This window comes from Paraburkholderia oxyphila NBRC 105797, from assembly GCF_000685075.1.
GTDB lineage: Bacteria > Pseudomonadota > Gammaproteobacteria > Burkholderiales > Burkholderiaceae > Paraburkholderia > Paraburkholderia oxyphila.
Genome location: NZ_BAYD01000008.1, coordinates 94,016 through 106,396, shown reverse-complemented (window position 1 = coordinate 106,396; position 12,381 = coordinate 94,016). Strand labels below are relative to the sequence as shown.

The window sequence follows — 12,381 nt, the reverse complement described above, 5'->3', positions numbered from 1 at the left end:
AAGAACGTGAGCATGTTCCCGTCGTACACGATGACGACCGCACCGGCCGCTTCGAAACCCGACTTGGGCCAGAACGTGTTTGAAGTGATGCCCGGAGTCGCCACGACGCTCATGAGCAACTTTACGAACCCCAACGTACATACGCAGTACGACCCGTTCATGAAGGGCAACGAGTGGGCGATGACGGTAAGGTGCGCGGCCTGACGTGTGCGCACCGTGCGCCGATATCTTATGGAGGTCTCTTAACATGACCAGCACAACCGCACGTAAGCCTGATGAGCTTGCTATCTCGTATCAGTTGCCTCAACCCGCCGACATGTCGCCCGACATCGTGCATCCGGGCATACTCGACAAATGGCTGGAGGACGATAACCTTTGGGTGCCGATGACGCCGACGGTTTCGTTCAAGCCGCTGCTTCTCAGCGCCAGCCAGGGTTACTACGTCAATCTGCTTAGAGTGCGTCAGTCCGGCGTGCTCTCGCGCCACCGCCATACCGGGCCTGTACACGCGATCGTTCTGCGAGGCAGGTGGTATTACCTCGAGCACGATTGGGTTGCGGAGCAGGGTGGCTACGCACACGAGCCGGCAGGCGAGACGCACACCTTGTACGTACCCGAGGACGTAAAAGAGATGATCACGTGGTTCCACGTCACGGGCGGGTACACCTACGTCGATCCCCAGGGCACGGCGGTGGGATACGAAGACGTGTTCACGAAAATCGAAGCGGCTCGCAAGCATTATGAAGAGATTGGGCTAGGCGCCGACCACGTAAAGCAATTCATTCGCTAGGCGTCTTCGTTGCAGACGAACTGTTGAATGCCGTGAAAGCGTGAATGACGACGTGCCCCGGGCGCGGCTGCGGCCGGGAACATCGATCGACCGGCACCACGGCCCGCAATTGAGGGTTTTCACCATGGAACGACGAACTGTTGACGTGGCCGGCGTACCGGTCAGCTACCTGAGCGCCGGTGACCCGGCAGGCCCCGTCCTGCTGTTGCTGCACGGCACCTATTGGAGCCGGGTATGGCAACCGGTGCTGGACGACCTGGCCGCCGCCGGCTTGCGCCCCATCGCGGTAGATTTCCCGGGCTTTGGTCGCTCGGGTGGCGAGCTGACCGTCGCGGATGCCTCGATTCCCGCTTTGGCGAATTGGCTGCCGCGCTTCCTGGATGCGCTTGGCATCGCGGGACCGGTCGGGGTCGCGGGGCACGACATTGGCGGGGGGGTTGCGCAGCAGGTGTTCGCCGATGGGAAGATAGCGGTCAGCAAGCTCGCACTCGTCAACGCCGTCATGTTCGATTCATGGCCGGTGCCCGGCGTTGCCCGGTTCCGCGATCCGGCGGTGGCCGCTGCGACGACGACGGAGGATATCCTTGCTGCCCGGCGCAAGTCAGTCCTCACGGCACTGGCCAGGCCAGCCACGGAAAGCGAAGTAACGGAGTATCTCGAACCCTGGACGGACCCGCGGGTTGCCCGGTCGTGGCTCGCCCTTGCCGGTGCGGCGGACAATCGTTACACGATGGAGCTGTTGCCGCGTCTTCGCGCGTCACAGACGCCAAAGCTCCTCGTCTGGGGCGAAGACGACAGCTTCCAGCTCGTCGAGCATGCGGAGCGGTTCGCCAAAGAGATTCCGAATACGCAGCTTGTCCGGATTCCGAAAGCCGGCCACATCCCCATGGAGAACGACGCTGTCGCAGTGGCACGTGCGCTGGCTGGGTTCTTCGTCTGAATATTCCAGGGAGCTTGGTGACAAGCCCTTCCACAGTATCTGGTGAAGTTGGCCCGCCGCAGCCTGGCAGGGCTCGTTCAGTCCGTTTGGACTCAGGAGAACACGATGAATACGAATCAGGACAACTATTTCACTGCCTACCGCAACCTGAAGTTGACGCGGGATCAGGACGGCGTGCTGGTCGTGCAATTCCATAGCAATGGCGGCCCGCTCACTTTCACGGCGGAGGCCCACACGGAGGTTGTCGATGCGTTCTACCGGATTTCGCAGGACCGGGCGAACAAGATCGTTATCCTCACGGGTGCAGGCGGGGACTTCATGACCGGGGTTGACTGGGCATCTTTCAAGGATGTCTCCGATCCCGACGTCTGGAGCCAGATCCATGATGAGGGCGTTCAGGTCCTGGAAAACATTGCCAATATACGCGTGCCAGTCATCGCGGCCATCGAGGGGCGGGCCCACATCCACTCGGAGTATATTTTGCTGTCCAACGTCATCGTGGCAGCAGAAGGCGCAAGCTTCCATGACATGGGCCACTATGCAGCGGGTGTCGTTCCTGGCGACGGCATCTTTACCACCTGGAGCTATCGCGCGGGAGCGGGGCGGGCGGAAGCTTTCCTGCTCAACGCAGAGCCAATCGCGGCGGCTGTCGCACGCGAGTGGGGCGTGGTTGCTGAGGTCGTGCCTGACGGTCAGGCGCTTGTCCGCGCACAGGAATTGGCGAGGCAGTATTTGAAAGCGCCCGAAGTGGCACGCCGCAACACGCGCGTCCACTTTATTTGGCCCTTGAAGCAACGCATCGTGCAGGAAGTTGGCTATGGGTTGTCGCTTGAAGGCGCCTCCGCAGCCGCCCTTGTGAAATCGATGCAGGCGAAGAGTTGACCGCTACCCGCTCCGGGCCTGCCGAGCAGAGCGTTGCAAGCGGTACCACGCTAGCGCGGTGACTCGCGGACCTGATCGTCGAGTCAGCCGATATGACGAAGCTCAGTCCGGGCCCCCCCGTTTCGCCCGCTCGATCTGGCATGAGCTTTCGATTCGCTTCAACTCGATGAAGCGCGAGGCCATGATCTCGTAGAGCAGGCGGCGAAGGCGGGCAAGAAATGGCATGAGTGCACTCCAGATGACGGTCTATCAGACAGGAATGCAATCGCCATGCCATTGCGCGAGCACCGCCAGCGGCCCCGACTGCTGACACTGTATGCTTCGACGTGGTGCAGTGTCCTCACGGCGGTGCACTGAACGCCCCGCGAGCGCGCGCCAGTGAGCTGCAAGCGTCGTCAATGCTGTTCAATCTTTCAGCGCGGCACGCCGAGACAGGCACAGTCCGCCGGCCTGCACACGTTTTCGGATCGGTCTCTCGTTGTGCTGGCATGGAACTGGCTTATCTACGCCGCGAGAGGTGCGAAGCAATTTGCATCATCTTAGGATCGCTAGGGTTCCGGTCGCCGTGCAGTCTCGCGTGCGATGCCTGGTCCGAGAGCAATCCGGTCTCGTCTCCCACCTTGATGGCAAGGCGGCGGCGGGGCTCCACGGAGGGATAAAAGCCCGGGAGGTCGCGATGTCGTTCGGTCGCCCTCTCACGCTTTTTCCCTTTCGACACCAGGAGCCTCGATGCCTTCCCACTACTCCCCCGATCTTGCGGCGTTGCCGCCCATCGTCGCGCCGCTGTGGACCACCATCATTCCCGCGGGCGCGCACTGGTCCGGCGTGTTGCGTCGTGGACTCGCGCTGCGCATCGTCGATATCGAAGGCGGCGCGAATCTTTCGGCCGTCTTCCATCGCCAGGAAGATCCGCTCGAGCGCTACAACATGGCGGACACGCTCAAGGCGCAGCACACGGCGCATTTCACGCAGGGCCACGCGCTTTACACCGACATGGGCCGCGTGATCGCGTCGATCACCGGCGACACGCTGGGCTGGCACGATCCGTTGGGGGGCGTGGGCGACGCCGCGCTGTTCTCGCGCAAATATGGCGAGACGCACTACCAGACGCATCGCAACGACATGATCCGCAACGGTCGCGACAGTCTCGTGCTCGAACTCGCTAAGTACGGCCTCTCGGAGCGTGACCTCGTAGCGAACGTGAACTTCTTCAGCAAGGTGGCCGTAGCTGACGATGGTGCACTCGCGTACATGAGTGGGCACTCGCCGGCCGGTGCCGCATTCGATCTGCGCTTCGAGATGAACGCGCTCGCCGCGTTTTCGACGGCGCCGCATCCGCTCGACCCACGCAGCGACTACGCGCCGAAACCCGTGAAGCTGATCGCATGGCGCGCCTATCCCGCCGACTCGACGGCCCCAGCCGACGATCCGTGTCGCACCGCGTGCCCCGAGAACGGCCGCGGCTTCGAAAACACCGACCGTCTGTTCTCCTGAGGGGACCGCCATGACCATCATCGAAAGCACGCGCGACGCGCGCGATGCCCACTATGACTTCACGCTGCGTGCCGGCGAGCCGTGGCTCTACGATCTCAAGCGCGGCGAGACGCTGCGCATCGTCGACCTCGAGGGCAATCAGGCTGTCGATACGCTGTTCTACAGCAGTGCCGATCCTACCGAGCGCTACAGCACGCAGGACACGATCCGCGCGCAAGGCAACCTGTATCTATCGGCAGGCAGCGTGCTGATGTCGAACCATAACAACGCACTCCTGACCATTGTCGCCGATACGTGTGGGCGCCACGATACCCTGGGCGGCGCATGCGCGGCGGAGAGCAACACGGTGCGTTACGCGCTCGACAAGCGCCACATGCATAGCTGCCGCGACAGCTTCCTCAACGCGATCACGCATTGCACCTGCGGCGCGGGGATGCGGCTCACGAAGCGCGACATCGTCAGCAACATCAACTTCTTCATGAATGTGCCGGTCACGCCGCAGGGCGGCCTCACCTTCGAAGACGGCATTTCCGCGCCGGGCAAGTACGTGGAGGTTCGCGCGGAACAGGACGTGACCGTGCTGATCTCGAACTGCCCTCAGTTGAACAATCCCTGCAACGGCTACAACCCCACGCCGGTGCGCCTCCTCGTCTGGGAGGCATGATGGCATTCGACAAGATTCTCATTGCCAATCGCGGCGAGATTGCGTGCCGCGTGATCCGCACGCTCAAACGGCTCGGCATCGCATCGGTGGCCGTTTACTCGGAAGCCGACCGCCATGCGATGCATGTGATGCAGGCCGACGAGGCCGTCTGCATCGGTCCGGCGCCGGTTGCCGCGAGCTATCTGAACGCAGAGGCCATACTCGAAGCCGCGCGGCGCACGGGCGCGCAGGCGGTCCACCCGGGCTATGGCTTCCTGTCTGAGAACGCGGCGTTCGCCCAGGCCTGCGAAGCGGCGGGCATCCGCTTCATCGGCCCGCGTCCGGAGCACATGAAGGTGTTCGGTCTCAAGCACACAGCGCGCGAAATTGCACAGGCGAATGGCGTGGCGCTGCTGCCGGGCACAGGGCTTTTACCCGACGTGGTTGCGGCGCTCGAAGCGGCGCGCTCGCTGGGCTATCCGGTCATGCTCAAGAGCACGGCGGGCGGCGGCGGAATCGGCATGTCGCTATGCCGCGACGCCGCGCAGCTCGAAGCGGCCTTTGCATCCGTCGCGCGGCTTGGCGAGAGCAACTTCGCGAATGCGGGCGTCTACCTCGAAAAGTTCGTCGGCAATGCACGCCATATCGAGGTGCAGGTGTTCGGCGACGGCGCGGGCAACGTGATCGCGCTGGGCGAGCGCGACTGCTCGGTGCAGCGGCGCAACCAGAAGGTGATCGAGGAAACGCCCGCGCCGGGCCTCACCGACGCCGAGCGCAGCGCGCTGCACGCAACGGCCGTGCGCCTCGCGAAGGCCGTGAACTATGCATCGGCGGGTACCGTGGAGTTCGTGTTCGATGCCGATACGCGCGCGTTCTATTTTCTCGAGGTCAACACGCGTCTGCAGGTCGAGCATGGCGTGACCGAAGCAGTCACGGGCGTCGATCTCGTCGAATGGATGATTCGCGAGGCCGAGGGCACGCTCGCGCCGCTCGATACACTGGCGTGCGAACCGCATGGGGCCAGCATCCAGGTGCGCGTCTACGCCGAAGACCCGAACAAGCAGTTCCAGCCAAGCTCCGGCCAGCTCACCCATGTGGCCTTCGCGCCGCGCGTGCGCGTGGATACGTGGGTCGAGGCCGGCACGGAAGTCAGCGCATTCTACGATCCGCTGCTCGCGAAGATCATCGCGACGGGCGCGACGCGCGAGGCCGCGCTGGTCCAACTGCGCGAGGCGCTGAGCGGCACGGAGCTTTACGGTATCGAAACGAATCTCGACTACCTGCGCGCGATTGCCGGGTCGGCGACGTTCGCGGCCGGCGAGCAGACCACGGGCTTTCTGGGCCGCTTCGTGTTCGCGCCGCACACGATCGATGTGCTCGACGGCGGGGTGCAGACCACCGTGCAGCAGGCGCCGGGCCGCCTCGGCTATTGGGACGTGGGCGTGCCGCCCTCCGGTCCGATGGATGACCTGTCGTTCCGGCTCGCGAACGAACTGATCGGCAACGCGCCCGATGCCGCCGGACTCGAGTTCACGATGGCAGGCGCGACGCTGCGGTTCAACACGGATACGCTCTTCGTGCTGGGCGGCGCGCCGCTCGCCGCCACGCTCGACCGCGAGCCGGTGGCGCAGTGGCAGGTGGTGCGCGCGAGCGCGGGCAGCGTGCTCAAGCTCGGTGGCGTGACCGGCGCGGGCGTGCGCGCGTGTCTTGCCGTGAAGGGCGGGCTGCAGGTGCCGGATTACCTCGGCAGCAAGGCCACGTTCACGCTCGGCCAGTTCGGCGGCCATGCGGGCCGGGCGCTGCGCAAGGGCGATGTGCTGCACCTTGGGCCTGAGGCCGGACGCGGCGAGGCCGGTGCGCAACTCGATGCGGCGCGCGCACCGCGCCTCACGCACGCGTGGGAACTCGCGGTGCTGGACGGCCCGCACGGTGCGCCGGACTTCCTCACGCCCGCCGACATCGCGATGCTCTACGAAGCAAGCTGGACCGTTCACTACAACTCCAGCCGCACGGGGGTGCGCCTGATCGGGCCGAAGCCGCAGTGGGCGCGCCCGGACGGCGGCGAAGCGGGGCTGCATCCGTCGAACATTCACGACAACGCCTATGCAATCGGCGCGGTGGACTTCACGGGCGACATGCCCGTGATCCTCGGCCCGGACGGCCCGAGCCTCGGTGGCTTCGTGTGTCCCGTCACGGTCGTCGCCGACGAGCTCTGGAAGCTCGGCCAGCTGCGTCCCGGCGATACGGTGCGATTCGTGCCTGCGCCGGTGCCCGCGCCGGTACAAGCGTCCCTGGCCACGCCCGCACCCGGGCCCGCCGCGCTCGCCCCGCGCAACGGCGTGCGCGAGTGTGTGCTGTACAGCGACAGCCATGCGGGCGACGGCGTGGGCGTGGTCTATCGCCGCTCGGGCGACCGCAATCTGCTGATCGAGTATGGGCCGCCCGTGCTCGACCTGAAGCTGCGCTTTCGTGTTCACGCGCTCATGAACTGGCTTGCCGATCATCGACTGCCGGGCATCGTCGACCTCACGCCGGGCATCCGCTCGCTGCAGGTTCATTTCGATCCCAAGCTGCTGTCGCGCGAGCGCTTGATCGGGCACCTGAAGGAAGCCGAACTCCAGCTTCCCGCCGTCGATGCGATGCGCGTGCCCAACCGTATCGTCCATCTGCCGCTTTCGTGGGACGACCCGTCCACGCGCGTGGCGATCGAACGCTACATGCAGTCGGTGCGGCCCGACGCGCCATGGTGCCCGAGCAATATCGAATTCATCCGGCGCATCAACGGGCTCGACCGTATCGAAGACGTCAAGCGCATCGTGTTCGATGCGCGCTATCTCGTGCTCGGACTCGGCGACGTCTACCTGGGCGCCCCCGTGGCGACACCCGTCGATCCGCGCCACCGGCTCGTGACGACGAAGTACAACCCCGCCCGCACGTGGACGCCCGAGAACGCGGTGGGCATCGGCGGCGCCTATCTGTGCGTCTACGGCATGGAGGGGCCCGGCGGCTACCAGTTCGTGGGCCGCACCGTGCAGATGTGGAACCGCTATAAAACCACCGCGGAATTCGAGGCTGGCAAGCCGTGGCTGCTGCGCTTCTTCGACGAGATCCGCTTCCATGAGGTGAGCGAAGCCGAGCTCGAGGCGTGGCGCAGCGATTTCGTGGCGGGACGCCGCCGCCTGCGCATCGAGGAGTCGGTGTTCGATCTCGGCGAATACGAGCGTTTCCTGCGCGACGAGGCCGTCTCGATCGCCACGTTCAAGGCCACGCAGCAGGCCGCGTTCGAGGCGGAGCGCGAGCGCTGGCGAGCGGCGGGGCAGGCCGGTTACGCGGGAGAGCCCGGTGCGCAGGAGGCCGCGGCAGCGGGTGCGTTGAGCGATGCGTCCGCACTCGATGAGGACTGCCGTGCAATCGGCGCAGACGTGTCGGGTAGCGTCTGGAAGCTGCTCGTGGCCGAAGGTGAGCGTGTCGTGGAGGGGCAGGACGTGGCGATTCTGGAGTCGATGAAGATGGAAGTGACGGTGGCCGCGAGCGCCGATGGCGTGATCGAGTGGCTCGACTGCGCGGCGGGGGATGCCGTGGTGGCGGGCCAGCGCCTGATGGTGATCCGTGTGGACGCCGCGAACGCAGATGCCGTGAGCGGCGAGGAGGCCGCATGTCAATGAAACCGCAGACCCTGCCCTTCGAAACGATGTCGATTGCGGCTTTGCGCGCGCGCTATCGGGATGGCACGCTGACGCCGTCGCAACTCGTCGCGCAGCTCGCGGCCCGCACAGCGGGCGACGATCCCCATCGCGTCTGGATCCGGGCCCTGACGCGCGACGAGATGATGCGCTATGCCGATGCGCTGGCGGACAAGGATCCGGCCTCGCTGCCGCTCTATGGCATCCCGTTCGCGATCAAGGACAACATCGATCTCGCGGGCGTGCCGACCACGGCGGGCTGCCCCGAATTCGCCTACACCCCGGCGCAGAGCGCGCCCGTGGTCGAGCGGCTGATCGCGGCGGGCGCGATTCCCGTGGGCAAGACCAACCTCGACCAGTTCGCCACGGGCCTCTCGGGGCAGCGTTCGCCATACGGCGCCTGCCGCAATGCGCTCGATCCTCGCTATGCGTCCGGTGGATCCAGTTCGGGCTCGGCCGTGGCGGTGGCGCTCGGGCTCGCCTCCTTTTCGCTCGGGACGGACACGGCCGGATCGGGACGCGTGCCTGCCGCGTTTCATGGCCTCGTCGGGCTGAAGCCGACGAAAGGCGTGCTCAGCACGCTGGGCGTCGTACCGGCGTGCCGCTCGCTCGACAGCGTGTCGATCTTCGCCCACACGGCAAACGACGCTCAACGCGTGTTCGACTGCGCGCGCGGCACGACGGAGGGCGATCCGTATGCGCGTGAATGGACGCCGCCCGCGGCTGTGCCCACGCGCGCTTCACTGCGCGGCGTGCGCTTTGGCGTGCCGCGCGCGGCGCAGCTCGAGTTCTACGGCGATACGTCGTACGCGCGGGCGTTCGATGGCGCGCTGGCGAGGCTGCGCGCGGCGGGCGCGGAGCGGGTCGAGATCGACTTCGAGCCCTTTCTCGCCACCGCCCGGCTGCTCTATGAAGGGCCGTGGGTGGCCGAGCGGCTAGCCGCGATCCGGCCGTTCTTCGAGGCACATCCTGACGCACTGCATCCGGTCACGCGCGCCATTATCGGCGGCGCCACGCGCTGGAGCGCCGCCGATGCGTTCGCGGCGTTCGACCGGCTCGCGACGCTGCGCGAGGCCGCGAGCCATGTCTGGACGCAGGTCGATGCGCTCGTGATGCCCACGTCGCCCACCACAGCGACGGTGGAAGCGCTGGAGGCCGATCCCGTCGGCGTGAACGCCCGCTTTGGCTATTACACGAACTTTGTGAATCTCCTCGATCTTTCGGCGCTGGCGGTGCCGGCGGGTGCGGGCGGCGAGGGCGCACACGAGGGCAAGCCCTTCGGCGTGACCTTCGTGGGCCGCGCGCATGAAGACGCGCAACTACTCGATCTCGCGCGGGCGTGGCTGGAGGAACCCGGCGAACCTGCGCCAGGTGCGAGCAGTCAGTCAACCGGGCCGGAGACGATCCGCGTCGCCGTGGTCGGCGCGCACCTGAGCGGCGAGCCGTTGAACGGACAGTTGACCGAGCGTGGCGCGACTCTCCTTGAAACGACCACGACCGCACCGGCGTATCGCCTCCACGTGCTGCCGCAACGCGACGTCAAGGCACCCGCGAAGCCCGGCCTCCTCCGTGTGAATGGCGGTGGCGCGGCGATCGAGGTCGAGGTCTGGTCGATGCCGGCCGCCGCGTTCGGTTCGTTCGTCGCCCTGATTCCCGCGCCGCTTGGCATCGGCACGCTCGAGCTCGCGAACGGCGAAGCCGTGCTCGGCTTCCTTTGCGAACACGCGGCGCTCGAAGGCACAGCCGATATCACCGGTTACGGCGGCTGGCGCGCCTGGCGCGCGCATGAGGCCGCCGGCCAAGCCGCGGCCGGGGCGTAGCGAAATCGTAAGTTATCCAAAGCAATGCAATGTGGTACTCATCCAGGAGATTTGCCATGAAGACGACCCGCAGCGTTTGTGCACCCGTCACGTCCGCAAGCCCACTTTTCACCTTGCGCCGGCGCTTGAAGCGTGCGGCGAGCACCCTCGCGCTCGCCGCCGGCTGCTTCGCGGCGCACGCCCAGACCGCAAGCGCCGCGCCGCTGCGCATCGGCTATAGCGACTGGCCCGGCTGGGTGGCCTGGCAGGTAGCGATCGACAAGGGCTGGTTCAAGGAGGCCGGCCTCGACGTGAAGTTCGAATGGTTCGACTACGCGGCCTCGATGGATGCGTATGCGGCGAACAAGCTGGACGCCGTGCTCGTCACCAACGGCGATGCGCTGACGATGGGCGCGAACGGCGCGAAGAACGTCATGGCGCTGATCACCGACTACTCGAACGGCAACGACATGATCGTGGCCAAGCCGCCCGCGCGCCGCATCCAGGACCTGAAGGGCAAGAAGATCGGCGTGGAGTTCGGCGTGGTCGATCACCTGCTGCTGCTCGATGCGCTCCAGCGCGCCGGCATGAAGGAGAGCGACGTCACGCTCGTCAACGCGAAGACCAACGAGACCCCGCAGGTGCTCGGCTCGTCCGACGTTTCGGCCATCGCGGCCTGGCAGCCGAATGCCGGTGAAGCCTTGCGCCAGGTGCCGGGCGCGCGGCCGGTATTCACGTCCGCCGACGAGCCGGGCCTCATCTACGACGTGCTCGCGGTGAATCCCGTGAGCCTCGCGGCGCATCGCGACGACTACGAGACGCTCACAAAAGTCTGGTATCGCGTCGTGCACTATATCGACGACCCGGCTACCCAGGGCGATGCCGTGAAGATCATGGCGGCGCGCGTGGGCCTCACGCCGCAGCAGTATCTGCCGCTGCTCAAGGGCACGAAGCTGCTGACGCTGCCCGAGGCGCAGCAGGCCTATGCAAAGGGCGACGGCTTCCGGTCGCTCTATGGCTCGAGCCATGCAGCCGACGCGTTCAACGTGAAGTACCAGGTCTACAAGACCTCGCAGGACGTGAACGCCTATATCGAGCCGTCTCTCACGGGCGCGTTGAAGTAACGCATATTGCCAGCCACAGGAGAACGCCATGGCGGAATTCAGCCAGACCGGATGGTTAGCCGTGCGCCGCGAGCTGTCGCCGCGCGGCAAGTGGATATTGGGGATCGGCGCGTTCGTGCTGCCGCTGTTCGTGTGGTGCGTGGTGAGCTATGTGCCGTTCGTCTGGCATCCGCAGGTGCTGCTCACGCAGCCGGGCAGCGTGGACTACTTCCAGCCCGGCATGCGCGTGGACAAGGACGTGTTCGCCGACGAGCTCGCGCATGCGCGCGCGTCGCATACCGCGCTGCCCGCGGGCGTGCCGGCGAATCCGGTCTATCTGCCCGCACCGCACGAAGTGCTCGAGGCGTTCTATACGGCGTTCACCACGCCGCCCGCTTCACACGACGGCGTGTGGCTGCACCAGAGCCTCTGGCACAGCATCCAGATCATCTTCTGGGGCTTCGTGCTGTCGTCGGTGATCGGTGTGCCGCTTGGCATCGTCTGCGGGACCTACAGCGCGCTCGCGCGCCTGCAGGAGCCGTTCTTCGAGTTCTTCCGCTATCTGCCCGCGCCCGCATTCGGCGCGCTGATGGTGGCGGTGCTGGGCATCTACGACGCGCCGAAGATTGCCATCATCGTCATCGGCACGTTGTTCCAGCAGGTGCTCATCATCGCGAATACCACGCGCAAACTCGAATATGGCCTGCTCGAAGCGGCGATGACGCTCGGCACGACGCGCCTGAAGCTGCTCACGCATGTCGTGGTGCCAGGCGTCTTGCCCGATCTGTACCGCGACCAGCGCATCCTGCTTGGCTGGGCCTGGACGTACCTGATTGTCGCGGAGCTCGTGGGCACGAGTTCGGGCATCACCTGGTACATCACGCAGCAGGCGCGCTACCAGCATTTCGACAACGTATACGCGGCGATCATGATGATCGGGATCATCGGTCTGGGCACCGATCTCGTGCTCGCATTCATCGGGCGCAGGCTCTTTCCATGGGACCGCACGCTGAAGGCTTAAGCCCGCACACGGCAGCGCTGCCTGTC

Annotated in this window: 11 protein-coding genes and 1 riboswitch; of the genes, 10 read left to right on the top strand and 1 reads right to left on the bottom strand. The window is 65.7% G+C overall.

Annotated features, from left to right (window positions below):
- Positions 1–6 precede the first annotated feature (6 nt).
- From BO1_RS57175 to BO1_RS07500, 4 genes are all read left to right on the top strand, one after another.
- A complete protein-coding gene (locus tag BO1_RS57175) occupies positions 7–204 on the top strand; it encodes a hypothetical protein (protein ID WP_174490585.1) in 198 nt (65 codons plus the stop codon).
- Positions 205–247: 43 nt separating this feature from the next.
- A complete protein-coding gene (locus tag BO1_RS07510) occupies positions 248–790 on the top strand; it encodes a 2,4'-dihydroxyacetophenone dioxygenase family protein (RefSeq protein WP_028217038.1) in 543 nt (180 codons plus the stop codon).
- A 40-nt stretch (positions 791–830) separates the two neighbouring features.
- Entirely contained in the window at positions 831–1,730 is a 900-nt protein-coding gene (locus tag BO1_RS07505) for an alpha/beta fold hydrolase (protein ID WP_245643725.1), read from the top strand.
- 105 nt (positions 1,731–1,835) lie between these two features.
- On the top strand, positions 1,836–2,612 hold the full coding sequence (locus BO1_RS07500; RefSeq protein WP_028217036.1) for an enoyl-CoA hydratase/isomerase family protein: 777 nt from the start codon (positions 1,836–1,838) through the stop codon (positions 2,610–2,612).
- Between the two features lie 102 nt (positions 2,613–2,714).
- Here BO1_RS07500 and BO1_RS61740 read toward each other — a convergent pair whose 3' ends face one another.
- Complete coding sequence (locus BO1_RS61740) at positions 2,715–2,837, bottom strand: hypothetical protein (RefSeq protein WP_281179157.1); 123 nt, start codon at positions 2,835–2,837, stop codon at positions 2,715–2,717.
- A 312-nt stretch (positions 2,838–3,149) separates the two neighbouring features.
- Positions 3,150–3,284, top strand: a riboswitch (guanidine-I (ykkC/yxkD leader).
- Between the two features lie 57 nt (positions 3,285–3,341).
- Between BO1_RS61740 and BO1_RS07490 the strand changes: the two genes are divergently transcribed.
- From BO1_RS07490 to BO1_RS07465, 6 genes are read left to right on the top strand one after another with little or no spacing between them, the layout of a single operon-like run.
- Positions 3,342–4,106 (top strand): urea amidolyase associated protein UAAP1, encoded by a 765-nt coding sequence (locus BO1_RS07490; RefSeq protein ID WP_028217035.1) that lies wholly within the window; start codon positions 3,342–3,344, stop codon positions 4,104–4,106.
- A 10-nt stretch (positions 4,107–4,116) separates the two neighbouring features.
- The gene (locus tag BO1_RS07485) at positions 4,117–4,770 is read left to right on the top strand and encodes an urea amidolyase associated protein UAAP2 (protein WP_028217034.1); all 654 of its coding nucleotides are present in this window, start codon (positions 4,117–4,119) and stop codon (positions 4,768–4,770) included.
- Positions 4,770–8,414, top strand: coding sequence for an urea carboxylase (gene uca / locus BO1_RS07480; RefSeq protein ID WP_028217033.1), 3,645 nt, complete (start codon positions 4,770–4,772; stop codon positions 8,412–8,414). The genes BO1_RS07485 and uca overlap by 1 nt, the downstream gene beginning before the upstream one ends.
- On the top strand, positions 8,405–10,252 hold the full coding sequence (gene atzF / locus BO1_RS07475; RefSeq protein WP_028217032.1) for an allophanate hydrolase: 1,848 nt from the start codon (positions 8,405–8,407) through the stop codon (positions 10,250–10,252). The genes uca and atzF overlap by 10 nt, the downstream gene beginning before the upstream one ends.
- A gap of 56 nt (positions 10,253–10,308) precedes the next feature.
- The gene (locus BO1_RS07470; RefSeq protein WP_084687803.1) at positions 10,309–11,355 is read left to right on the top strand and encodes an ABC transporter substrate-binding protein; all 1,047 of its coding nucleotides are present in this window, start codon (positions 10,309–10,311) and stop codon (positions 11,353–11,355) included.
- A 28-nt stretch (positions 11,356–11,383) separates the two neighbouring features.
- Entirely contained in the window at positions 11,384–12,355 is a 972-nt protein-coding gene (locus BO1_RS07465; RefSeq protein ID WP_028217030.1) for an ABC transporter permease, read from the top strand.
- The last annotated feature ends 26 nt before the right edge of the window (positions 12,356–12,381 follow it).

Coding starts and splice junctions, on each gene's coding strand:
- uca (WP_028217033.1), top strand. CDS start 4,770: ATGGCATTCGACAAGATTCTCATTGCCAATCGCGGCGAGATTGCGTGC.
- BO1_RS07470 (WP_084687803.1), top strand. CDS start 10,309: ATGAAGACGACCCGCAGCGTTTGTGCACCCGTCACGTCCGCAAGCCCA.
- BO1_RS07465 (WP_028217030.1), top strand. CDS start 11,384: ATGGCGGAATTCAGCCAGACCGGATGGTTAGCCGTGCGCCGCGAGCTG.
- atzF (WP_028217032.1), top strand. CDS start 8,405: ATGTCAATGAAACCGCAGACCCTGCCCTTCGAAACGATGTCGATTGCG.
- BO1_RS07510 (WP_028217038.1), top strand. CDS start 248: ATGACCAGCACAACCGCACGTAAGCCTGATGAGCTTGCTATCTCGTAT.
- BO1_RS07500 (WP_028217036.1), top strand. CDS start 1,836: ATGAATACGAATCAGGACAACTATTTCACTGCCTACCGCAACCTGAAG.
- BO1_RS07490 (WP_028217035.1), top strand. CDS start 3,342: ATGCCTTCCCACTACTCCCCCGATCTTGCGGCGTTGCCGCCCATCGTC.
- BO1_RS07485 (WP_028217034.1), top strand. CDS start 4,117: ATGACCATCATCGAAAGCACGCGCGACGCGCGCGATGCCCACTATGAC.
- BO1_RS61740 (WP_281179157.1), bottom strand. CDS start 2,837: ATGCCATTTCTTGCCCGCCTTCGCCGCCTGCTCTACGAGATCATGGCC.